This is a genomic window from Streptomyces doebereineriae (assembly GCF_031845645.1).
Taxonomy (GTDB): Bacteria; Actinomycetota; Actinomycetes; order Streptomycetales; family Streptomycetaceae; genus Streptomyces; species Streptomyces canus.
This window is the reverse complement of the sequence record NZ_JAVREZ010000008.1, coordinates 322,336-345,875: the sequence shown is the minus strand read 5'-3', so window position 1 is coordinate 345,875 and position 23,540 is coordinate 322,336. Positions and strand designations below refer to the sequence as shown.

At 70.7% G+C, this 23,540-nt stretch carries 20 protein-coding genes; 14 read left to right on the top strand and 6 right to left on the bottom strand.

All coding sequences use genetic code 11. The annotated features are described in order from the left end of the window. Positions 1-17 precede the first annotated feature (17 nt). Positions 18-176, top strand: coding sequence for a morphogenic membrane protein MmpA (gene mmpA / locus RNB18_RS24800; RefSeq protein ID WP_086723806.1), 159 nt, complete (start codon positions 18-20; stop codon positions 174-176). Between the two features lie 7 nt (positions 177-183). On the opposite strand, the gene RNB18_RS24795 is transcribed toward mmpA, so the two are convergent. Next, on the bottom strand, positions 184-1,362 hold the full coding sequence (locus tag RNB18_RS24795; RefSeq protein WP_311716308.1) for a saccharopine dehydrogenase family protein: 1,179 nt from the start codon (positions 1,360-1,362) through the stop codon (positions 184-186). A 57-nt stretch (positions 1,363-1,419) separates the two neighbouring features. On the opposite strand from RNB18_RS24795, the gene RNB18_RS24790 reads away from it, so the two are divergent. From RNB18_RS24790 to RNB18_RS24760, 7 genes are all read left to right on the top strand, one after another. Then, positions 1,420-1,833, top strand: coding sequence for an MmcQ/YjbR family DNA-binding protein (locus RNB18_RS24790; RefSeq protein ID WP_311716307.1), 414 nt, complete (start codon positions 1,420-1,422; stop codon positions 1,831-1,833). 109 nt (positions 1,834-1,942) lie between these two features. Then, the gene (locus RNB18_RS24785; protein WP_311716306.1) at positions 1,943-3,079 is read left to right on the top strand and encodes a CaiB/BaiF CoA transferase family protein; all 1,137 of its coding nucleotides are present in this window, start codon (positions 1,943-1,945) and stop codon (positions 3,077-3,079) included. A 10-nt stretch (positions 3,080-3,089) separates the two neighbouring features. Further along, on the top strand, positions 3,090-4,232 hold the full coding sequence (locus tag RNB18_RS24780; protein WP_311716305.1) for an acyl-CoA dehydrogenase family protein: 1,143 nt from the start codon (positions 3,090-3,092) through the stop codon (positions 4,230-4,232). Between the two features lie 20 nt (positions 4,233-4,252). Next, positions 4,253-5,467: an acetyl-CoA C-acetyltransferase gene (locus RNB18_RS24775; protein WP_311716304.1), complete on the top strand. Its 1,215-nt coding sequence runs from the start codon at positions 4,253-4,255 to the stop codon at positions 5,465-5,467. Positions 5,468-5,509: 42 nt separating this feature from the next. Further along, positions 5,510-7,702, top strand: coding sequence for a 3-hydroxyacyl-CoA dehydrogenase NAD-binding domain-containing protein (locus RNB18_RS24770; RefSeq protein WP_311716303.1), 2,193 nt, complete (start codon positions 5,510-5,512; stop codon positions 7,700-7,702). A gap of 187 nt (positions 7,703-7,889) precedes the next feature. After that, complete coding sequence (locus tag RNB18_RS24765) at positions 7,890-9,518, top strand: thiamine pyrophosphate-binding protein (protein ID WP_311716302.1); 1,629 nt, start codon at positions 7,890-7,892, stop codon at positions 9,516-9,518. Between the two features lie 57 nt (positions 9,519-9,575). Then, positions 9,576-10,316 (top strand): IclR family transcriptional regulator, encoded by a 741-nt coding sequence (locus RNB18_RS24760; RefSeq protein WP_311716301.1) that lies wholly within the window; start codon positions 9,576-9,578, stop codon positions 10,314-10,316. 6 nt (positions 10,317-10,322) lie between these two features. Here the strand turns inward: RNB18_RS24760 and RNB18_RS24755 are convergent, their stop codons facing one another. From RNB18_RS24755 to RNB18_RS24745, 3 genes are read right to left on the bottom strand one after another with little or no spacing between them, the layout of a single operon-like run. Beyond that, on the bottom strand, positions 10,323-11,792 hold the full coding sequence (locus RNB18_RS24755) for a sugar ABC transporter ATP-binding protein (RefSeq protein WP_311716300.1): 1,470 nt from the start codon (positions 11,790-11,792) through the stop codon (positions 10,323-10,325). A gap of 1 nt (position 11,793) precedes the next feature. Further along, entirely contained in the window at positions 11,794-12,855 is a 1,062-nt protein-coding gene (locus tag RNB18_RS24750) for a sugar ABC transporter substrate-binding protein (RefSeq protein ID WP_311716299.1), read from the bottom strand. Positions 12,856-12,875: 20 nt separating this feature from the next. Then, a complete protein-coding gene (locus tag RNB18_RS24745; RefSeq protein ID WP_311716298.1) occupies positions 12,876-13,904 on the bottom strand; it encodes an ABC transporter permease in 1,029 nt (342 codons plus the stop codon). 137 nt (positions 13,905-14,041) lie between these two features. Between RNB18_RS24745 and RNB18_RS24740 the strand changes: the two genes are divergently transcribed. Further along, the gene (locus RNB18_RS24740; protein WP_311716297.1) at positions 14,042-14,767 is read left to right on the top strand and encodes an SDR family NAD(P)-dependent oxidoreductase; all 726 of its coding nucleotides are present in this window, start codon (positions 14,042-14,044) and stop codon (positions 14,765-14,767) included. Here RNB18_RS24740 and RNB18_RS24735 read toward each other — a convergent pair. Beyond that, on the bottom strand, positions 14,744-15,463 hold the full coding sequence (locus RNB18_RS24735; RefSeq protein WP_311716296.1) for a MerR family transcriptional regulator: 720 nt from the start codon (positions 15,461-15,463) through the stop codon (positions 14,744-14,746). The two genes, RNB18_RS24740 and RNB18_RS24735, sit on opposite strands and share 24 nt — an antisense overlap. 226 nt (positions 15,464-15,689) lie before the next feature. Between RNB18_RS24735 and RNB18_RS24730 the strand changes: the two genes are divergently transcribed. From RNB18_RS24730 to RNB18_RS24720, 3 genes are read left to right on the top strand one after another with little or no spacing between them, the layout of a single operon-like run. Then, positions 15,690-17,156 carry an amino acid permease gene (locus RNB18_RS24730; RefSeq protein WP_311716295.1) on the top strand — a complete coding sequence of 489 codons (1,467 nt, stop codon included), beginning with the start codon at positions 15,690-15,692 and terminating at the stop codon, positions 17,154-17,156. Between the two features lie 39 nt (positions 17,157-17,195). Then, a complete protein-coding gene (locus RNB18_RS24725; RefSeq protein WP_311716294.1) occupies positions 17,196-17,678 on the top strand; it encodes a macro domain-containing protein in 483 nt (160 codons plus the stop codon). Position 17,679: 1 nt separating this feature from the next. Next, positions 17,680-18,585: a PfkB family carbohydrate kinase gene (locus tag RNB18_RS24720; protein ID WP_311716293.1), complete on the top strand. Its 906-nt coding sequence runs from the start codon at positions 17,680-17,682 to the stop codon at positions 18,583-18,585. A 55-nt stretch (positions 18,586-18,640) separates the two neighbouring features. On the opposite strand, the gene RNB18_RS24715 is transcribed toward RNB18_RS24720, so the two are convergent. Beyond that, positions 18,641-20,149 (bottom strand): M1 family metallopeptidase, encoded by a 1,509-nt coding sequence (locus RNB18_RS24715; protein WP_311716292.1) that lies wholly within the window; start codon positions 20,147-20,149, stop codon positions 18,641-18,643. Positions 20,150-20,310: 161 nt separating this feature from the next. Between RNB18_RS24715 and RNB18_RS24710 the strand changes: the two genes are divergently transcribed. Further along, positions 20,311-22,284 carry a Xaa-Pro dipeptidyl-peptidase gene (locus tag RNB18_RS24710; RefSeq protein WP_311716291.1) on the top strand — a complete coding sequence of 658 codons (1,974 nt, stop codon included), beginning with the start codon at positions 20,311-20,313 and terminating at the stop codon, positions 22,282-22,284. Next, entirely contained in the window at positions 22,281-23,522 is a 1,242-nt protein-coding gene (locus tag RNB18_RS24705; protein ID WP_311716290.1) for a M14 family metallopeptidase, read from the top strand. The genes RNB18_RS24710 and RNB18_RS24705 overlap by 4 nt, the downstream gene beginning before the upstream one ends. Positions 23,523-23,540 lie beyond the last annotated feature (18 nt).

Below are 23,540 nucleotides of genomic sequence, written 5' to 3'. Positions count from 1 at the left end.
TCGGCAGGCTGTCCCGCATGACGACGCACCGCATGACCCACCGTTCTCCCAAGCCCCTCGCCGACCCCAACCGGCCCGTCGAGCGCGCGGTGACCGCCGCGCTGGTCCTCGGTGTGCTCGCGGGACTCGGCTGGATCGCGGGGATGATCTACACGGTGGCGGGCTGGTCCTTCTGACGCGGGCTCACCGGCTCGACGCCACCCGGAAGGTGATTCCGGCCCGTCGCAGCCGCTCGATCAGCGCGTCCCCCATCGCCACCGCCGTCGTGACCTGACCGGCGGTCTCCGGCAGGTCGTCGAAGGCCAGGGACAGCGCCGACTCGGCGAACATCTTCGCCGTCTCGTCGTATCCGGGATCGCCGCCCGCGACCTCGGTGAACACCCGGCGCCCACCGCCCTCGCCGACGAAGCGCACGGTGAACCAGCTCTTCGCCCGTTTCTCGGGACTCGGCCCGTCACCCGGCTTGACCCGGTCGGACAGCCAGCGCCGCGCGGGTGGCACCTGCGCCGCCGCGAACAGCGCGCCCATGGCCGCGACCCCGCCCACCGCCATGGGCAGCCGCCGTACCGCCGCGTAGTGGCGGTAGCGGAAGTCGGGCCCGTAGCGCTCAAGAGCCTTCGCGGAGCGGCGCACGATCTGCGCGTCGATGGTCGGCAGGGGCAGGGCCCAGGCGCCGATCTCCTGGGCGTACCGCGGGGTGCCGGTCGGTGCGGTGGCCCGTCGGCCCACCAGGCGCGGTTCGTGCCGTCCGCGGTCCCGGGCGGCGGCGATCATCTGCCGGCCGCGCGCGAACTGGTTCAACGCCGAGGCGAACGTTCCGCCGGAGAAGGTGGCGTCGGCGGTCACGAAACCGTCGACGGTCAGCGGCACGCCCTCCGGCAGCTGCCGGACCGTGAAGTACGCCCCCAGGTCGTGCGGGATCGAGTCGAACCCGCACGCGTGCACCAGCCGTGCGCCGGTCTCGCGCGCGCGTGCGTCGTGCCTGACGTACATCAGGTCCACGAACTCCGGCTCGCCCGAGAGGTCGAGATAGTCCGTACCCGCGTCCGCGCAGGCGGCGACGAGCTCCTCGCCGTACGTCAGATAGGGGCCGACCGTGGTGGCGACCACGCGCGCGTGCCCGGCGAGGGCGCGCAGCGACTCCGGGTCCGAGACGTCGGCCGTGAGCACGCCGACGTCCGTGCCCTCCGGCAGCTTCTCGCGCAGCGCCCGGAGCTTGTCCTCGCTGCGGCCGGCGATCGCCCAGCGCAGATCGTCCGGGCCGTGTGCGGCGAGGTACTCCGTGGTGAGCGCTCCCGCGAAGCTGGTCGCTCCGAAGAGCACGATGTCGTAGGGACGGTCCGCCCTTTTCAGCCTGCTCATGACACTCCTGGATCCCGCCGCGCGCCGTTGTCGGTGGCCGAGGCTAGCGTGAAGAGTATGGAGCCCGACGACGAGGCCGGAGGTGGGACGGTGGCCGTGCCCAGGAACGCCCTGAAGACGTGGGACAAAGTGCGCGAGTTCGCGCTGGGGCTGCCGGGTGCCGCGGAGGAGTTCCCCTGGGGCGAGACCGTCGCCAAGGTCAACAAGAAGGTCTTCGTCTTCCTGGGTGTGAGCGACGGCAGCTACCCGATGGGCGTCACGGTGAAGCTCAAGGACGCGGAGGCCCACGCCCACGCGCTGACCTCCCCGGGCGCCGAGCCCGCCGGGTACGGCCTGGGCAAGGCCGGCTGGGTGCGCGTCCCGCTCGCGGAGAAGGGCTCCCCGGCGACCGACCTGCTGTGCGACTGGATCGAGGAGAGCTACCGCGCGATCGCGCCGAAACGGCTGATAGCGGAGCTCGACGCCCGATGACCGGGCCCATAATTGGCTAAGCGCTTGCTCGCTCAGGTCTTGTGTCCACTGGAACGCGTTCATAGCATCGCTGGTGTTACATCAGTTGTGTCACGCCAATGGGGGCTGGATGACAACGGCAACGACGCCCGGGCCCGGCCCGCTCGCCGGCGTACGCGTGGTCGAGCTGGCCGGTATCGGGCCCGGCCCGTTCGCCGCCATGCTCCTCGCCGACCTGGGGGCCGACGTCGTCCACGTGTCCCGCCCGGGTGGCGTCTCCCTGTCGATCAACCCCGCCTACGACATCACCAACCGCAACAAACGCTCGGTGGTCGTCGACCTCAAGGCCCCGGACGGCCCCGCGCGCGTGCTCGACCTCGCCGCCCGCGCCGACATCCTGATCGAGGGCAACCGTCCCGGAGTCGCCGAGCGCCTCGGCGTCGGCCCCGAAGACTGCCAGGCGCGCAACCCGGCCCTCGTCTACGGCCGGATGACCGGCTGGGGCCAGGAAGGGCCGCTCGCCCAGCGCGCCGGGCACGACATCGCGTACATCGCGCTCACCGGCACCCTCGGCATGATCGGCGAACCGGGCCGGCCCCCCGCCGTCCCCGCCAACCTCCTCGGCGACTACGCGGGCGGCTCCCTGTACCTCGTCGTCGGCGTCCTCGCCGCCCTGCACCACGCCCGCGCGACCGGCACCGGTCAGGTCGTCGACGCCGCCATCGTCGACGGGACCTCCCACCTCGCCGCGATGATCCACGCCATGACCGCCGCCGGCGGCTGGCAGGACCGGCGCGGCGCCAACCTCCTGGACGGCGGCTGCCCGTACTACGGCACCTATGAGACGGCCGACGGCAAGTACATGGCGGTGGGCGCGCTGGAACCGCAGTTCTACGACCTGTTCCTGGACCTGCTCGGCCTGCCGGACTTCGAGGACGCACGCAAGGACTGGACCCGCTGGGGCGAACTGCGCGAGGCGGTCACCGCCCGCTTCAAGACCCGTACGAGAGACGAGTGGACGGCCGTCTTCGAGGGCACCGACGCGTGCGTGGCGCCCGTCCTGTCGCTGCGCGAGGCCCCGCACCACCCGCACCTCGCCGCCCGCGGCACCTTCACCGACCACGGCGGCATCACCCAGCCCGTGCCCGCGCCCCGTTTCTCGGCAACCCCCACGGCCGTCCGCACGGGGCCCGCCACGGCCGGCGCCGACACCGCGGACGTGGCACGCGACTGGGACGTACCGGATCTTCTGAAAGGCCCCGAATGAAAGGCCCCGAATGAAGCGGCAGCTCTTCGCCCCCGAGCACGACGCGTTCCGCGAGACCGTGCGCGCCTTCCTGGCCAGGGAGGTGCTGCCGCACTACGAGCAGTGGGAGAAGGACGGCATCGTCTCGCGCGAGGCCTGGCGGGCGGCCGGCAAGCAGGGCCTGCTCGGGCTCGCCGTGCCCGAGGAGTTCGGGGGCGGCGGCACGACCGACTTCCGCTACGCCACCGTCCTGGCCGAGGAGTTCACGCGCGCGGGTGCTCCCGGCCTCGCCCTGGGGCTGCACAACGACGTCATCGGCCCGTACCTCACCGCCCTCGCCACCGAGGAGCAGAAGCGCCGCTGGCTGCCCGGCTTCTGTGACGGTTCGCTCGTCACCGCCATCGCCATGACCGAGCCCGGCGCGGGCTCCGACCTCCAGGGCATCCGCACGCACGCGCAGGACCGGGGCGACCACTGGCTGCTGAACGGCTCCAAGACGTTCATCTCCAACGGGATCATCGCCGACCTGGTGATCGTGGTCGCCAGGACGACGCCCGAGGGCGGTGCCCGCGGACTGTCGTTGCTGGTCGTCGAGCGCGGCATGGAGGGTTTCGAGCGCGGCCGCAATCTCGACAAGATCGGCCAGAAGGCCCAGGACACGGCCGAGTTGTTCTTTCACGACGTGCGCGTGCCGAAGGAGAACCTCCTAGGCGAACGCAACGGCGCCTTCGGGCACCTGATGACCAACCTCGCGCAGGAGCGGCTGAGCATCGCCGTCTCCGCGATCGCCGCCGCCGAACACCTCCTGGAGATCACCACCGAGTACGTCAAGGAGCGCGAGGCCTTCGGCCGGCCACTCGCCACCAAGCAGCACATCCGGTTCGAGATAGCCGAGATGGCCACGGAGTGCGCGGTCACGCGGACGTTCGTCGACCGTTGCGTCGAGGACCACTCCGACGGGGCACTGGACGCCGTCCACGCCTCCATGGCCAAGTGGTGGGCGACCGAGCTCCAGAAGCGGGTCGCCGACCGCTGTCTCCAACTGCACGGCGGGTACGGCTACATGAGCGAGTACCCGGTCGCCAAGGCCTTCACCGACGGCCGTATCCAGACCATCTACGGCGGCACGACCGAGATCATGAAAGAGATCATCGGCCGTTCCCTCCTGAGCTGACTCTCCCGAAAGGCTTCCCCGTGAGCACCGAAGCGTACGTGTACGACGCGATCCGCACCCCGCGCGGCCGCGGCAAGGCGAACGGCGCCCTGCACGGCACCAAGCCCATCGACCTGGTCGTCGGACTCATCCACGAGATCCGCGCCCGCTTCCCGGACCTGGACCCGGCCGCGGTCGACGACATCGTGCTCGGCGTCGTCGGCCCGGTCGGCGACCAGGGCTCCGACATCGCCCGGATCGCCGCCGTCGCCGCGGGGCTGCCGGACACGGTCGCGGGCGTACAGGAGAACCGCTTCTGCGCCTCGGGCCTGGAGGCCGTCAACATGGCGGCCGCCAAGGTGCGTTCGGGCTGGGAGGACCTGGTCCTCGCGGGCGGCGTCGAGTCGATGTCCCGGGTGCCGATGGCCTCGGACGGCGGCGCCTGGTTCAACGACCCGATGACCAACCTGGCCGTCAACTTCGTGCCGCAGGGCATCGGCGCCGACCTGATCGCCACGATCGAGGGATTCTCCCGCCGTGACGTCGACGAGTACGCGGCCCTCTCGCAGGAGCGCGCGGCCACGGCCTGGAAAGAGGGCCGCTTCGACCGGTCCGTCGTCCCGGTGAAGGACCGCGCGGGCCTGACCGTCCTCGACCGCGACGAGCACCTGCGACCGGGCACGACCGCCGACTCCCTCGGCAAGCTCAAGCCGTCCTTCGCGGACATCGGCGACCTCGGCGGCTTCGACGCCGTGGCCCTGCAGAAGTACCACTGGGTCGAGAAGATCGACCACGTCCACCACGCGGGCAACTCCTCCGGCATCGTGGACGGCGCCTCGCTGGTCGCGATCGGCTCCCAGGAGGTCGGCGAGCGCTACGGCCTCACCCCGCGCGCGCGGATCGTGTCCGCGGCGGTCTCCGGATCCGAACCCACCATCATGCTCACCGGCCCCGCGCCCGCCACCCGCAAGGCACTCGCCAAGGCCGGGCTGACCATCGACGACATCGACCTCGTCGAGATCAACGAGGCCTTCGCGGCGGTCGTCCTGCGCTTCGTGCGGGACATGGGCCTGTCACTGGACAAGGTCAACGTCAACGGCGGCGCGATCGCGCTCGGCCACCCGCTCGGTGCCACCGGCGCCATGATCCTGGGCAGCCTGATCGACGAACTGGAGCGCCAGGACAAGCGGTACGGCCTCGCCACGCTCTGTGTGGGCGGCGGCATGGGCATCGCCACCATCGTCGAGCGCATCTGACCCCCTCCCACGGACACGACGGATCACACGGAGCACTTCCACATGAGCACTCAGTCCACGACCATCCGCTGGGAACAGGACCGCACCGGCGTCGTCACCCTCGTCATCGACGACCCCGACCAGTCCGCGAACACCATGAACCAGGCGTTCCGCGACTCCCTCGCGGTGATCACCGACCGTCTGGAGGCCGAGAAGGACACCGTCCGCGGTGTCATCATCACCTCCGCCAAGAAGACCTTCTTCGCGGGCGGCGACCTGCGCGACCTCATCCGGGTCACGCCCGAAACCGCGCAGGAACTCTTCGACGGCGGCCTCGCGATCAAGCGCGACCTGCGCCGCATCGAGACCCTGGGCAAGCCGGTCGTCGCCGCGATCAACGGCGCGGCCCTGGGCGGCGGTTACGAGATCGCCCTCGCCTGCCACCACCGCATCGCCCTCGATGCACCCGGCTCCAAGATCGGCTGTCCCGAGGTCACCCTCGGCCTGCTCCCCGGAGGCGGCGGAGTCGTCCGTACGGTCCGTCTCCTGGGCATTGCCGACGCCCTCCTGAAGGTTCTGCTCCAGGGCACGCAGTACGCCCCGCAGCGCGCCCTGCAGAACGGCCTGGTCGACGACGTGGCCACCACACAGGACGAACTCCTGGCCAAGGCGCGCGCCTTCATCGACGCCAACCCCGAGTCGCAGCAGCCCTGGGACAAGCCGGGCTACCGCATCCCCGGCGGCACGCCCGCCAACCCCAAGTTCGCGGCGAACCTCCCCGCCTTCCCGGCGACCCTCCGCAAGCAGACCAACGGCGCGCCCTACCCGGCCCCGCGCAACATCCTCGCGGCAGCGGTGGAAGGCGCCCAGGTCGACTTCGAGACGGCACAGGTCATCGAGGCGCGCTACTTCGTCGAGCTGGCCGCCGGCCAGACGTCCAAGAACATGATCCAGGCGTTCTTCTTCGACCTCCAGGCGGTGAACTCCGGCGCGAACCGCCCCAAGGGCGTGGCCCCCCGGCAGGTCCGCAAGGTGGCCGTACTCGGCGCCGGGATGATGGGCGCGGGCATCGCGTACTCGTGCGCCCGCGCGGGCATCGACGTGGTCCTGAAGGACGTGTCCCCGCAGGCGGCGGCCAAGGGCAAGGCCTACTCGGAGAAGCTCTGCGCGAAGGCGGTCTCCCGCGGCCGGACGACCCAGGAGAAGGCGGACGCGCTCCTGGCCCGCATCACTGCGACGGCGGACCCCCAGGACCTGGCGGGCTGCGACGCGGTCATCGAGGCCGTCTTCGAGGACTCGGCGCTGAAGCACAAGGTCTTCCAGGAGATCGAGCACATCGTCGAGCCGGACGCGCTGCTCTGCTCCAACACCTCGACCCTGCCGATCACCGCGCTGGCCGAGGGGGTGGAGCGCCAGACGGACTTCATCGGCCTGCACTTCTTCTCCCCGGTCGACAAGATGCCGCTGGTCGAGATCATCAAGGGGGAGAGGACGGGCGAGGAGGCGCTGGCCCGGGCCTTCGACCTGGTCCGGCAGATCAAGAAGACGCCGATCGTCGTGAACGACTCCCGGGGCTTCTTCACCTCCCGCGTCATCGGCCACTTCCTCAACGAGGGTGTGGCCATGGTCGGCGAGGGCATCGAGCCCGCGTCGATCGAGCAGGCGGCGGCGCAGGCGGGTTATCCGGCGAAGGTCCTGTCGCTGATGGACGAGTTGACGCTCACGCTCCCGCGCAAGATCCGCAAGGAGACGAAGCAGGCGGTGGAGGAGTCGGGCGGAACCTGGACACCCCACCCCGCGGAGGCGGTCATCGACCGCATGGTCGACGAGTTCGGCCGCACGGGTCGCAGCGGGGGCGGCGGCTTCTACGACTACGGCGACGACGGCAGGCGCACCTCCCTGTGGCCGGGCCTGCGGGAACACTTCACGCGCGCGGGTTCGGAGAGCCCCTTCGGGACGGTGCCGTTCAAGGACATGCAGGAACGCATGCTCTTCTCCGAGGCCCTGGACACGGTCAAACTCCTGGAGGAGGGAGTGCTGACCTCGGTCGCCGACGCCAACATCGGCTCCATCTTCGGCATCGGCTTCCCCGGCTGGACGGGCGGAGTCCTGCAGTACATCAACGGCTACGAGGGCGGTCTGCCGGGCTTCGTGGCCCGCGCACGTGAACTGGCGGACCGATACGGGGAGCGATTCACACCGCCGGCACTGCTGGTGGAGAAGGCGGAGAGGGGGGAGCGGTTCGGGGACGCGTGACCGTGACCCGGACGCTCTGAACGCCGGGCAGGCCATCACGGCTTGCCCGGCGTCGAATCCCTGTAGCGCAACCGCTCCAAGGCGAGCCATACCGCTGAGCGACACGCCCCCCTTGCCCCTCACCCCCCGACTCCCCGACGCTGATCCGCGTACCCGCCACGGTCCCCGCCCCCACGAGGAGCCCCCCATGGGTCAGCGCCCCGCCCTCGCCGTTCTGGACATCCTCCGAGACGAGGGCGTGGACCGCATCTTCGGCAACCCGGGCACCACGGAACTCCCCTTCCTGGCAGCACTCGCACAAGCAGAAGATGCTCCCGCATACGTCCTCGGCGTCCACGAAGGCTCGGTCGTGGCCATGGCGGACGGTTACGCCAGGGCCACCCGCCGCCCTGCCTTCGTCAGTCTCCACATCGCCGCAGGCCTCGCCAACGGTCTCATCGGCCTCCTCAACGCCCGCCGCTCCCGCACCCCCCTGGTCGTCACAGCAGGCCAACAGGACCGCCGCCACCTCCAGCAGGACCCCATGCTCTCCGGGGACCTGATCGGCCTCGCGGCATCCGCCGTGAAGGCGACGTACGACATCCAGCACGCCCGAGACCTCCCCCTGGCGCTGCGCCGAGCCTTCGCCCTGGCCCAACGCCCGCCCGCCGGCCCGGTCTTCCTATCCATCCCCATGGACCTCCTCCAGGAGGACACGGAACTGGAGGTCCCTCCCCGCACCCCCGCACCCCCGCTCGGCCCGGCCCCCGGCATCGAGCGAGCCGCCGTACTCCTGGGATCAGCCGCCCGCCCGGCGATCGTCGCCGGCGACGGTGTGGCCCGCGAGGACGCGCTGGGCGCACTCGTCCGCACGGCGGAGACCTGCGGGGCCGTGGTCCACCACCAGCCCATGGCGGACGCCCTCGACTTCCCCACCACGCACCCCCTGTACGCAGGCATGCTGCCGCCCCGCCACGACGCGGTCCGTGCCGCCCTCGCGCCGTACGACACCGTCCTGATCGCCGGCGCCCACGCCTTCACCCCCCACCACTACACCCCGGGCCCCGCCCTGCCTCCCGGTCTGACCGTCCTCCAACTCGACTCCGACCCGGACGAGATCGGCCGCAACTTCCCCGCCGAGACGGGCCTCGTCGGCGCCCTCGCGCCCTCCCTGCACCGCTTGGCTGACCTGCTCCGCGACCGCGTGCCCGAACACACCGCGAAGGCTCGCATCCTCCGCGCCGGCGAACACCACGCCACCGAACGCGAGCGCGCAGAGTCCGCGGCCCGTGCCGCCTACTCCCCGGCCCCACTGGCACCTTGGGCCGCCGCCCACGCCGTGGCGAGCGGTCTCCCGCGGGACGCCGTGGTCGTCGAGGAGGCCATCACCGTCGGCCTCCTGCTCCGCCGGCACGTACGACTGGAACGCCCCGGCAGCTACACCCACACCGTCGGCGGCGGCCTCGGATGGGGCATCGGCGCCGCCGTGGGCCGGTCCCTCGCCGAGCCGGACCGCCCCGTCGTCGCCGTCCTGGGCGACGGCTGCACCCTCTTCGGCCTACAGGGCCTGTGGAGCGCGGCCCGCCAGAACACCCCCGTCCTGTTCGTGGTGATGAACAACGGCGTCTACCGCACCCTCCAGGACACCTACAAGGCGATGGGAGTCGAAGGCACCTGCCCCGGCACCGAACTGGGCCCGCTGGACTTCACCCAGGCCGCCCGCTTCTTCGGCGTCGAGGCGGTTCGCGCCGAGAGCGCCGACCACTTGCGGGAACTGGTGGCCGGCGCGAGCGACCTCACCGGGCCGCTGCTCGTCGACGTACCGCTCCGGGAATAGCGGACTCACAAGAACCCGCATCTTGTCACCCGGCCCGCACGGGCCGATCATCGGTCCATGACGGACGGTCCGCTGCCGAAGTCGGTGCTCGCCCGCGGGGCTGCGCTGCTGAGAGTCTGCGGCGAGTCCGAGACCGCGCTCTCCCTCGCCGAACTGGCCCTGCGCACCGGCCTGCCGAAGCCCACCGCGCATCGTCTGATCGGCGAGTTGGTCAGGCTCGGACTGGTCGAGCGGACCCCGGAGGGCAGTTACCGCATCGGGCTCGCGCTGTTCGTACTGGGCCAGTCGGCGCCGTCCGTACGCGAACTGCGGGACGCCGCCCTGCCGTACCTGGGCGACCTGCACGAGGTGACCCACGAGAACGTGCACCTGGCCGTCCCGGACGGCACCGACACCCTGTTCCTGGAGAAGGTCACCGGCCGCCGCGCCACCCCGATCGTCTCCCGCACCGGCGGTCGGCTGCCCGCCCACTGCACTGCCACCGGCAAGGTCTTCCTCGCCCTCGACCCCCGCCCACCGGGCCGCGCGCTGCCCCGCCTGACCCCGCGCACCCTGGTCCTGCCCGGACAGCTCGCCCGCGACCTCGCCCGCACCCGGGCCCGCGGCTACGGGGTCAACCTGGAGGAGGCCGAGGTCGGAGTCTCCGCGGTCGCGGCCCCCGTCTACAGCCAGGGCCCGGGCTCCCGCCCGGTGGCCGCGATCTCCGTCACCGGCGGCACACGGCGGCTCGATATGGACCGTATCGGGGCAAGGGTGTGCGCGGCGGCCCGGGCACTGACCCGCACTCTGTCGGCCTGAAAGAGGTCAGATCGAGGGGGTGGCGCCCTGCTGCATCGCCACCGCCAGCGCATGCTCCGTCAACCGCGCCCCGTGCACCTCGCCGACCACCCGCCCCCGTACGAACACCAGCACCCGGTCGCACACCTCCGTCAGCTCCGCGAGATCCGTCGACGCCAGCAGTACGGCCGCCCCGCTCGTCGCCAACTCGCCCACGATCCGATGCATTTCTGCCCGTACGCCGACGTCGACACCACGCGTCGGATCGTCCAGCACCACGATCTTCGGCTCTGTCGCCAGCCACTTGGCGAAGACGACCTTCTGCTGGTTGCCGCCGGACAGCCGCGCCACCATGTCGTACGGCCCGCCCCGCAAGCGCAGACGCTCGGTCAGGTTCGCTGTCCGCCGCACGAGTTCGGACCGTGACGGCATGAACCCGCCCCGGCCCAGCGCCAGCCAGCTGACCGCCGTTGTGTTCTCCCACACCGTGCGATCCACCATCAGCCCGTACCGTTTCCGGTCGCTCGGCACGAAGGCCACGCCCGCACGGACCGCCGCCCGCAGCGAGTGCGGCTGTCCGCGCCCGCCGACGTCCACCCGGCCCGCCGAGACCTCCGCGCGCCCGCACACCACCTCCAACGCGTCGAGATGGCCCGCCCCTTGCAGCCCCGCGACCCCGACCACCTCGCCCGCCCGCACGGTGAAGGTCACGTCCGTGAGCCGCCCCGGCACGTTCACCCCGGACAGCACCACCGGCGGCGGCACATCGGCCACGGTCCGCGTCCGCCGCGCGGACTGCTCCGGCCGTCCGCCCAGCATCGCGGTGACCAGCTCCGGCACGGTCACCTCCGTCCGCCGCACTCCGGCCGACGCGACCCGCCCGTCCCGCAGTACGGTCACGCGCTGCGCGGTGCGCATGACCTCCTCCAGGAAGTGGGTGACGTACAGGACGGCGATGCCCCGCCCGGTGAGCGTGCGCAGCACCCGTTCGAGGCGCTCGACGGCGGCGGCCGGGAGTGCCGAGGTCGGCTCGTCCAGGATCAGCAGACGCGGCCGGCGCAGCAGAGCCCGGGCGATCTCCGTCAACTGTTGGTCGGCGAGGGGTAGTTCGCCCAGCTCGGTGCCGAGGTCGACGTCCAGGCCGAGCTCTTCGAGGACCGGTCGTGCGGCCCGGTCCATGGCGCCCCGGTCGAGCAGGCCCAGACGAAGCGGCGGGCGGTGCGGGAAGAGGTTCTCCCGCACCGTCAGGTCCGGAAAGAGGCTCAACTCCTGTGACACCGTGGCGATCCGGGTGTCCTTGGCCAGCCGCACCGCCCCCTCGTCCGGGGCGAGCGCTCCCGCCAGGATCCGTACGAGCGTCGACTTGCCCGCCCCGTTCTCACCGACCAGCGCGTGCACCTCGCCGCCGCGCAGCCGGATGCCCGCCCCGTCCAACGCCCTTACTCCGCCATAGGACTTGACCAGCCCCTGTGCCACCAGGGTGTCGCCGTGGGTCATCTCAGCGCGCGTCCTTCAAGGGTTTCATCCGGGACTCCTGGTCGCCGAGGAGCTTGTCGATCGTCGGCTTGTACCAGTCGTAGGCCGCCTTCGCGGACTTCTGCCGGGCGATGACCTCGTCCACGTTGGAGGAGTCGACGACCCCGCCGGGAGAGAGGAACCAGCCCTCGGGCAGTTTGCCGTCCTTGTCGCGCACGGCCTCGATCAGCATCGCGGTCGACAGATAGCCCTTGAGGAAGTGCTGCGGGTCGATGGTGACGAAGTTCGAGCCGCCCTTGACCGCGTCGAGGGTCTTCGGGTCGACGTCGAAGCCGGCCGACAGCCATGTGCCCTTCGCCGTCTTCTTGATCTTGGCGAGGTTGTAGCTGTCGGCGTCACCCACGCCGAGGAACGCGAGCGCCTTCGGGTGCGCGTTGACCTGCGCCGACCAACTGCTGTAGTTCTGCCCGGGGTCGCTGTACGTCTGGAAGGGGCCGACGATCTTCACGTTCGGCGCCTCCTTCCTGAACGTGTCGGCCATCCCCTTCGCCCGGTTGTCCAGCACCGGCGTACCCGGGTTGGGCACCCCGATGGCGACCTCGCCCTTCGGGTCGTCGCCGAGCCGCTTCAGCGCCTCCTTCGCCATCAACTCGCCCAGCGCGTAGTTGTCGTTGCCGACGTAGAAGCCGACCTTGCTGCCGTCGGTGGGGGAGGTGTCCAGGGCGACGATCGGGATTCCCTGGTCGACCGCCCGGGCGGCGGGCCGGGTGAAGATCGGCGGATCGAGGTTCTCCAGGACGATGCCGTCCCTGGCCCGGGTGGTGAGGTTCTGGAAGAGCTGCACCTCGGCGGGCCCGTCCGTGTTGGGCGGCCCCACGGCCTTGAAGTCGACGCCCCCGGCATGGCTCGCGGCGCTCTCCGCGCCCAGCACCATCTCATGGGCGAAGTTGAGGGAGATGTTGGCGACCGCGATGCCCATGTTCAGCTCGCCGCCCTTGCCTTGTCCGCCACTCCCGCAGCCGGTGGCGCCGAGCAGGAGCAGCGCGCCGAGCGCCGTGTACACCGTACGGAATCGGGGATGCATGACGGCCTCCAAGGCTCGGCTCACTTGCGACGGCGTCCGGTCCGCCGCAACGCGCTGTCGGCCGCGACCGCGACGAGGATGACCCCGCCGGTCGCGAACGACGTCCAGTTGATCGGGACTTCGAAGAACACGAGCCCGGCGGCGACGACCGACAGGATCATCGCCCCGGCCACCGCGCCCACCACCGAGCCCCGGCCGCCGGCCAGCGGGGTACCGCCGATGATGCAGGCGGCGATGGCCTGGAGCTCGTACCCCTGGCCCAGGGTCGGGTCGCCGGCCCCGTAGAAGGCGAGGGCGAGCGCTGCGGCGCACGCCGTGGTCAGCCCCGACAGGGCGAGAGCCTGGATACGGGTGCGGACCACCGGGATGCCGCTGAACTCGGCCGCGTCCGGATTGGAGCCGATCGCCCGCACCCGCGCCCCGAAACGGGTGCGGGTGAGCACCACGGCCAGTACGACGACCCCCACGAGCAGCACCCACAGGGCGAACGGCACGCCGCCCGGATCCCCGCCCGCGAAGGTGAAGAACGAGTCGTCCAGCGGCAGATCGGTGATCTGCTTGCCCTCGGCCAGCGCGAGTCCGACACCCCGGAAGAGCAACAGCGTGCCCAGCGTCACGATGAACGACGGCAGCGCCAGGACCGTCGTGACCAGTGCGTTGAACACGCCGGCGGCGATGCCGGTGAGCAGCATCACCGGCACCGCCAGCCAGGGCGCCGTCCCGTCCCGCACCAGCAACGCCCCGACGACCAGGCACATCGCGTAACTTCCGCCCACCGACAGATCGACCTCGCGCATGGCCAGCGCGAAGACCATCCCGCACGCCATCAGCGAGATGTACACCGAGTTGTGAGCCGTGGACAGCAGGTTGTCCGTGTCGAGGAAGTCCGGGTACGGGACGCCGATGCCGGCGATCAACAGCCCCAGCACCAGCAGCACTCCGAGTTCGTCCCGCACCAGCCGGCGCGGCAGCGGGCGGAACCGGCGCAGCCCGCCGGTCTGTTCGCGGGCGCGCTCGGCATCGTCCACGGCACGCTCGGTCTCGGTCATCGGGCACGGCTCCCGTAACAGGCAGCTGCTGGCATCGCCCCGCAGCGTCGATCCCACGGCCCCGGGCGGCAACAGCGGCGTTCCAGCGAGTGGAATGAGCCCTTGCCGCGCGGCTCACGGGTCACCACACTCGGCGCATGGAGACGCGTACCGCCCTGGTGACCGGCGCGGCACAGGGCCTCGGACGGGAGTTCGCCGTCGCGCTCGCCGGGCGCGGTTACCGGGTCGCGGGGTTCGATCTGGAGCCGCAGCCGGAGACCGCCGAACAGATCCTGGACTACGTCGAGTTGGTCGGGGACGTCAGCGACCCGGTCGCCGTGGAGGAGGGACTGGAGCGGATCATCGAACGGTTCGGCACCCTGCACGTGGTGGTGAACAACGCGGGCGTCTACCCGGCAAAGCCCTTCGAGGAGACGACACCTGAGGACTGGCGCCGGGTCATGCGGGTCAACCTGGAGGCGCCCTTCCTGGTGACGCGGGCCGCGCTGCCCCATCTGAAGGCGGCCGGGTGGGGCCGTGTCGTCAACATCGTCTCGGCGGCCGTCCTCACCGCCCCGCCCACGATGGTCCCGTACGTCGCCTCGAAGATGGGCCTGATCGGTTTCACCCGCTCCCTCGCCGCGGCCGTCGCCCCCTACGGTGTCACGGTCAACGCCATCGCGCCCAGCATGGTCCGCACCGCCACGGCCGAACGGACGGTCGGCGCGGACGGCGGCTTCGAGTTCGTCCGCTCGCGGCAGGCCGTCGAACGGACACAGGAGCCGGCCGACCTGGTCTCGACCCTGCTGTACGTCGTCGACGAGGGCAGTGGCTTCCTGACCGGGCAGACCCTCAACGTGTCAGGGGGTTCGGCCTACCTCTGACGTCCACTCCCGCAGCTCCTCCTTCAGGGACCGCTGAAAGGTCGTCAACAGGGCCTGCACGACCAGGGGTTCCATGTGCGCGGACAGTGACTTCACGTCCTGCGCGTCGCGTTGGGCCACCTCGCCCCGGAACAGCTGCGACAACTCGTGCGCGGCGGCCCGGGAGTGCTCGATGAGCACCTTGCGCGAGGCCAGGATCGCCTCCAGCGACAGCGGGACGTCGAGCAGTCCGACACCGAGCCGGAGCAGGCCCAGGTCCACGCGGTAGCCGTCGCCGTCCCGCCGTACGACGTCCATCGCGGCGAGCCGTTCCAGGTCGTCGTCGCTCAGCGCACGTCCCGCCCGCCGCCGGAGCTCCTCGCGCGTCACCAGCTCCACGACGTCCGGGGCCCAGGAGGCCACCACGGCCCGGTGGATCGCGAGGTCATGGGGGCTCAGGCCGGCCGGCAACTGCTGCATGTAGCGTTCGATCGCCGCCAGGGTCATGCCCTGGTGCTGGAGTTCCTCGATCAGCGCCAGGCGGGCGAGGTGCTCGCCGCCGTAGTGACCGACCCGGCGCGGACCGATCACCGGCGGCGGCAGCAGCCCTCGCGTGCCGTAGAAACGGACCGTGCGGACCGTGACCCCCGCCCGCGCGGCCAGCTCGTCGACGGTGAGGGTCGGCTCCTCGGCATCGGTTGAGGTGTCGGTGGTCATGTGGAGCAGTATCGCTGTCTCACCATTGCTGTGACACCTGTTGCTGTGCCACCTGTCCCGACAATCTCCGAGACGTCTGCCTCTGTGACGTCCGCCACCGTGTGCGGGTCGGCTTCCCGGGAAGGCGAGCCCTCGGCCTGTGCCCTTCACCGAAGAGGTACGGGCCGACGTACGTCCGGAGACCCGAGCGAGTCCCGCCGGGGCGCACCAGAGAGTGGAACCACCTGTGAGCAAGGACGCCGTGCACTCGGCACAGGCCGCCTCCCGCACCGACGTGGCCCGGGTGCCCGCCGACGCGGGCGACGCCGGCTACAGCAAGGACCTCAAGGCCCGGCACGTCAACATGATCGCCATCGGAGGGGCGATCGGCACCGGCCTCTTCCTGGGCGCCGGAGGACGCCTCCACACCGCGGGCCCGGCGCTGGCGCTGGCCTACCTGGTCTGCGGCGTCTTCGCCTTCTTCGTCGTCCGTGCCCTGGGCGAACTGGTCCTCTACCGGCCCTCCTCGGGCTCCTTCGTGTCGTACGCGCGCGAGTTCCTCGGCGAGAAGGGGGCCTACGTCGCGGGCTGGATGTACTTCCTGAACTGGTCGACGACCGGCATCGCCGACATCACCGCGATCGCGCTCTACACGCACTACTGGAGCCTGTTCACCGACATCCCCCAGTGGACGCTGGCCCTGATCGCGCTGGCCGTGGTCCTCGCCGTGAACCTGATCTCGGTGAAGATCTTCGGCGAGATGGAGTTCTGGTTCGCGATCATCAAGGTCGCCACGCTCGTCGGCTTCATGCTGATCGGCATCTTCCTGCTGGCCACCCAGCACGAGGTGGACGGCGGGACACCCGGCCCGAGTGTGATCACCGACAACGGCGGAGTCCTCCCGCACGGCGCGATGCCGGTCGTCCTCGTCATGCAGGGCGTGATCTTCGCGTACGCCGCACTGGAACTGGTCGGGGTCGCGGCGGGGGAGACGGCGGAACCGGAGAAGGTCGTCCCGCGCGCGGTGAACTCGATCATGTGGCGGGTGGGCCTGTTCTACGTCGGCTCGGTCGTCCTCCTGGCCCTGCTCCTGCCGGGTTCGGTCTACTCGGCCGACGAGAGCCCCTTCGTCACGGTCCTGTCGAAGATCGGGCTCCCGGCGGCCGGTGACGTGATGAACCTGGTGGTCCTGACTGCGGCGATGTCCTCGCTGAACTCCGGCCTGTACTCAACAGGCCGCATCCTGCGCTCCATGGCGACGGCAGGCTCTGCCCCGAAGTTCACGGCCCGCATGAACCGCAGCCAGGTCCCCTACGGCGGCATCCTGCTCACCTGCGCGGTCTGCGTCCTCGGCGTCGGCCTGAATTACCTCATGCCGAGCCAGGCCTTCGAGATCGTGCTGAACGTCGCCTCCCTCGGCGTCATCAGCACCTGGGTGATCATCATGATCTGCCACCTGGTCTTCGTCCGCCGCGCCCGGGCGGGCCTGGTCACCCGCCCCTCCTTCCGCCTGCCCTTCAGTCCGGCCACGGAGATCACCACGGTCGCCTTCCTCCTGGCCTGTCTGGGCATGATGTGGAACGACCCCGAGGTCGGCCGCAGGACGCTCCTGCTGATCCCGGTGGTCGCGGCACTCCTGGTGGGCGGCTGGTTCGGCATCCGCCACAGGGTCGAACGGACGGCGGACCGCGAGCTGACCGACCTCACGGACTGACGAGGCGCCCTTGTCAGTGGCGCCCTCTACGGTGGCGTCATGGGGGAGATCAAGTACATCCGAGGCGACGCGACTGCTCCGTCGGTGAAGGGCACCAAGCTGATCGCGCACGTCTGCAACGACATCGGGGGCTGGGGCAAGGGCTTCGTCGTCGCGGTGTCGCGCAGGTGGCCCGAGCCGGAGGCCGCGTACCGTGCCTGGCACCGGGGGCGCGCGTCGAACGACTTCGGGCTGGGCGCCGTGCAGTTCGTGCAGGTCGAGCCGTATGTATGGGTGGCCAACATGGTCGGACAGCGGGGGATACGGACCGGCAGCAAGGGCGTCCCGGTCCGATACGAGGCGATCGACGCGGCTCTGGGTGGCCTGGCCGACAAGGCTCTGGAACTCAACGCGTCCGTGCACATGCCACGGATAGGGTGCGGACTGGCCGGCGGAAAATGGTCCCGCGTGGAGCCGCTGATCAATGAGCGGCTGGTGAAGCGGGGTGTCGCCGTCACCGTCCACGACCACGGGGAGAACTGACGTGAGCCGGGACATCGACGTGCTCGTGCTCGGCGGGGCCGGGGTGGACACCATCGTGTACGTCCCCGCGCTGCCCCTGCCCTACGCCGACAGTTACATGATCGACTCCGGCATCCGCACCCGCGCAGGACAGACCGGGGACTTCGTCGCCGTGGGCCTCGGCGCCCTCGGACTGAACACCCATCACCTCGACTTCCTCGGCGACGACCCCGAGGGCGACCTCGTCCGCGCCCTGCACCGCGACCGTGGCATCGCGCTCACCGTCGTACCCCAGCCCGCCGGGACCAAGCGGGCCGTCAACCTCGTCGGCCCCGACGGCAGACGCCTGTCCCTGTACGACACCAGCCGCGCCCACCCCGACGACCGCCTCCCGCCGGACACCCTGAGGCCCCTCACCGAGGCGAGCCGCCATGTCCACGTCTCGATCACCCACCCCTGCTCCCACGCCCTCCCCCTCCTCCGGGAGTCCGGGGCCACCCTCTCCACCGACCTCCACGACTGGGACGGCGAGAACCCGTACCACGAGCCGTTCGCCCTCGCCGCCGACGTGGTCTTCCTGTCCGCGGCCGCCCTCACCGACCCCGAGCACACCCTGCGCGACATCGCCGCGCGAGGCCGTGCCGACGTGGTCGTCGCCACCGCGGGCGCCGAGGGCGCGTACCTCCTCACCGACGACGAGCTGACCCACATCCCGCCGGTCGCACCATCCACCCCCGTGATCGACTCCAACGGCGCCGGGGACGCCTTCGCCGCCGCCTTCCTCTTCGGCCGCCTGACCGGCGAGCCCCCGCACCGGTGCGCCCTGTACGGCGCGGTGGCCGGCGCCTACGCCTGCACCGTGCCGTCCACGGAGACGGAGGCGATCACCAGGGAGGCACTCCTCGCCCGCGTGGGATCGGCACGCTGATACTCCTGGTCCTGCTCTGACCGGCCCTCCTCGCGGCTCGCCGGAAACCCAGGCCCTACTCGCCGTGCCCGTGCACGTCGTTCGTCGCCGCGATCTTCTTCCACGACTTCGGCTGTGCAGAGGCGTCCGCGGCCTGCGCGGACTTCGCGATCGACGCGTCCCGCGCCGCCGGCGTCCCCGGCTTGGACGGCTGGAACAGCCACGTGTCGAACAGCGCTGCCAGCGGCTGCCCGGACACCTCCTCGGCGTACCTCTGGAAGTCGGCGACGGACGCGTTGCCGTACGCGTACTTCTGCGGCCAGCCCTTCAGCACGGCGAAGAAGGCCTCGTCGCCGATCTCGTTCCGCAGCGCCTGCAGGGCCAGCGCACCCCGGTCGTAGACGGCGATGTCGAACTGGTTCTCCGGCCCGGGATCACCCGGCTTCACCGTCCAGAACGCGTCGTCGGCCGGATGCGAGGCGTACACGTAGTCGGCGAGTTCCTGCGCCGTCCCCTCGCCCTCGTGCTCGGACCACAGCCACTGCGCGTACCGCGCGAATCCCTCGTTGACCCAGATGTCCTTCCATCCGCGCACGGACACGAGGTCGCCGTACCACTGGTGGGCCAACTCGTGCACGACCACGGAGGTGTTGGACCCGTTCGCGAACTGCCGCGGGCTGTAGAACGGCCGGGTCTGCGTCTCCAGCGCGTACCCGGTGGTGGTGTTCGGCACATATCCGCCGAGCGCGTTGAAGGGATACGGCCCGAAGTACCTGCTCAGCCAGTCGGCGATTTCCCCGGTCCGCTCGACACTGGCCCGGGCCGCGCCGTAGTTGGCCCCGAGGTCCTTGCTGTAGGCGTTGACGACCGGAATGCCGCCGTCGGTCGTCCCGGTCGTGATGTCGAACTTCCCGACGGCCAGGGTCGCGAGATAGGTGGCCTGCGGCTTGTCGGAGCGCCAGGTGTAGCGCGTCCAGCCGAGGCGTGAACTCGTCGACTGGAGCGTTCCGTTGGAGATGGCCTGGCTGCCGTCCGGCACCAGGACCGACACGTCGTAGGTGGCCTTGTCGAGCGGGTGGTCGTTGCTCGGGAACCACCACCAGGCAGCCTCGGGCTCGTTCGCCCCGACCCCGCCGTCGGGAGTGCGGTGCCAGCTGGTGAAGCCGTACGCCTGCTTGGAGGACGGCACCCCGCTGTAGCGGACGACCACGGTCACGGAAGTGCCCTTGGCCAGGGGCGACTTCGGCGTGATCTCCAGTTCGTGCTCGCCGGAGGTCGTGAACGACGCCTTGGCGCCGTTGACCCGCACCTCGCTCACGTCGAGCAGAAAGTCCAGATCGAAGCGGGACAGATCCTGTGTGGTGCGCGCGAGAAGAGTCGCCGTTCCCTCCAGCTCGTCCGTCGCCGGCTGGTACTTCAGCCGCAGGTCGTAGTGGGAGACGTCGTATCCGCCGTTGCCGTAGGCCGGGTAGTAGGGGTCGCCGATACCCGGTGCGCCGGGGGAGAAGCCCGCTGCCGAGGCCGGGATCGCCAGCATCAGGGAGGCCGTCGCGAGTGCGCCCGGTGCGATGAGTCTGCGGTGCACGAAAGCTCCAAGTCGTAGGGGCACGAAGTCTGTTCGCAGCCTATTCACCACCTGTGAGCTGGATGTGTCCATGGACACCCGTGTCACACGATCGCCATTCGGCCGTCATGGTCTCAAGGGGCCCTCTTTTGCACGGGAGTTGACCGCTGTACCGTCCGCGCATGTCGATACGCACGCGCTTCATGATCTGGAGACCGCTCGCGACAGCGGCCGCGGCCACCGCCGCCCTGCTGGCGACCTTCCTCGCCCCCGCGACCGCACAGGCACAGGAGCGGACGGCCCCGCGAGAGAGCCAACCGATCTACTCGTACGGCAACGCCGTCCGCGAGGCCGTCTGGGTGGACACCCGGCTCGACGGCGACGGTGACGGAAAGACCGACCGCGTCGCCGTCGACATCGTCAGGCCCCGCGAACCCGCCCAGCAGGGCCGCAAGGTCCCGGTCATCATGGACGCCAGCCCCTACTACTCCTGCTGCGGACGCGGCAACGAGAGCCAGCTGAAGACGTACGACGCCCAGGGCAACGTCATCCAGATGCCGCTGTTCTACGACAACTACTTCGTGCCCCGCGGCTACGCCTTCGTCGGGGTCGACCTCGCCGGCACCAACCGTTCCGACGGCTGTGTGGACGTCGGCGGCCGCTCCGACATCCAGTCCGCCAAGGCGGTGGTCGACTGGCTGAACGGCCGGGCCACCGCCTACACGAGCCGCACGGGCACCGCGAAGGCCAAGGCCACCTGGACCAACGGCAGAACCGGCATGATCGGCAAGAGCTGGGACGGCACCATCGCCAACGGTGTCGCCGCCACCGGGGTCGAGGGACTGAAGACCATCGTCCCGATAAGTGCCATCTCCACCTGGTACGACTACTACTTCTCCAAGGGCGCCCCGCTCTACGACTCCGGCCCCGACTGGCTCTCCGACTACGTCGACAGCCCCGACGCCCGCGCCAAGTGCGCCGCCGTCCAGCAGAAGCTCGTCGACCAGGCGCCCCGCACCGGCGACCGGACCCCGCTGTGGACCGAGCGCGACTATGTGAAGGACGCCCGCAAGGTCAAGGCCAGCGTCTTCGCGATCCACGGCATGCAGGACCTCAACGTCCGCCTCCAGCACCTCGGTCCGTGGTGGGACGCCCTCGCGAAGAACGGCGTCGAGCGCAAGATCTGGCTGTCCCAGACCGGCCACGTCGACCCCTTCGACTTCCGCCGCGCGGAATGGGTCGACACCCTGCACCGCTGGTTCGACCACGAACTCCTCGGCTACGACAACGGCATCGACCGCGAACCCATGGCCGACATCGAACGCCACCCCGACCAGTGGGTCACCTCGAAGACCTGGCCCCCGCGCGGCACGGCCACCACGACCCTGCGCCCCGCCAAGGGTTCCCAGCCCGGCGTCGGCACCCTCGGCCTGACCAAGGCCAAGGGCGCCGAGACCTTCACCGACGATCCCGCGCTGAGCGAGACCGACTGGGCCGCCCGGATCGACACGTCGACCCCCGACAAGGCGGGCTTCACCACCGGAACCCTCACCAAGGACCTCCGCCTGTCCGGCTCCTCCAAGGTCACCGTGACGGCGAGCCCGACCACCACCACGGCCCACCTCTCCGCCGTACTGGTGGACCTCGGCCCCGACACCATCCGCGACTACGCGGCCGGCGGCGAGGGCATCACCACTCTCACCGACCGCACCTGCTGGGGTGCGAGCACGACCGGTGACAGCGCCTGCTTCAAGCAGACGCAGGCGAAGACCACCGCCGTCGACTACACGGTCGTCAGCCGCGGCTGGGCCGACCTCGGCAATTACGCCGACCCCGGAAAGGGCGTCCCGCTCACCCCGGGCAAGGCATACACGATCACCCTGGACCTCGGCGCCACGGACCACGTCGTCCCGGCGGGCCACCGCCTCGCCCTGATCGTCGCGGGCACCGACAAGGACCTCATCGACCCGCCGTCCACCAAGCCCACCCTCACGATCGACCTGTCCCGCACCTCGGCCCGCGTCCCGCTGGTCGGCGGCGCCGCCGCCTTCGCCCACGCCACGAAGGGCGCCGAGACCGCCGTACCGGAGACGGCAGTGGCCCTTGACGGAGTCCGGGCCCCGCGTACCGCCCACCGTGTTCCGGAGGGAGGATGACGATCCGAACCGTCACCGTGAGCACGGCGGCCCTGGTCGCCTCCCTGGTCGCGATTCCGGCCGAAGCCACCGAGGCCCCGCCCCGCACCGGCTTCGAACAGTCGAACGGCGCCCGCTGGACGAGCGAGTCCGAGGAGCGGGACTTCCTCACCGAGGTCGACCGAACGAGCAGCCGGGTCTCCCTCAGCCGGATCGGTACGACGAAACAGGGCCGCCCCCTCCACCTCGTCCAGGTCGGCGCACGCCACGCCCCCACCAAGGTCCTCCTCGTGTGCAGCCAGCACGGCGACGAGCCCTCCGGGCGCGAGGGCTGTCTTACCCAGGTCCGCGACCTGGCGTACGCGAAGGACGCCGGCACCCGGCGCTTCCTCGACCGCACCACCGTGCTGGTCGTGCCCACCGCCAACCCGGACGGCCGGGCCGCCGACACCCGTGGCAACAGTGACGGCGTCGACATCAACCGCGACCACCTCGCCCTCGCCACCGCCGAGGCACGCGCCATGGCGAAGGTCGTCCGCGACCGTCAACCGGACGTGATCTACGACCTGCACGAGTACTCCGCCACACCGCGGTACTACGACAAGGACCTCTTCGACCTCTGGCCCCGCAACCTCAACACCGACCGGGCCGTCCACGACGAGGCCGAGACCCTGTCCCAGGCATACGTACGCCCCGCCGCCCAGCGCGCCGGCTACACGACCGGCACGTACGGCATCTGGACCGACCCGGTCACCGGCGACCCGATCAAGCAGGTCGCCGGTGACGGCCAGGAGCGCATCCTGCGCAACATGTCGGGTGTCAAGCACGCGATCGGCCTGCTCATCGAGAGCAGAGTCGAACCGCTGGGGGACACGGACGAGGCGGCCAACAACCGACGCCGGGTGAACTCCCAACTGGCCGCTCTGAAGGGCCTGTTCGGCTTCGCCCACGACCGTCGCCGACAAGTCGAGAAGGCCACCACCGAGGCCCGCCACAAACCCTCCACCGGCCCCGTCCACCTCGGCGGCGCCGACAACGACCCGCCCGAACCGGCCGAGGTGCTTCAGGACCCGCCCTGCGGCTACCGGCTCACCGACGCCCAGTACCTGGAGTGGAAGGACGAACTCGCCCTGCACGGGGTGCGGACGAAGGGCACCTACGTCCCGCTTCGCCAACCCCTGCGCGCCCTCGTCCCGCTGCTGCTCGACGAACGCGCCCCGTACCACCTCACGGTCGGGGAGCCCGACACCGGCTGTTGAAGCGGTTCGAATCTGTGG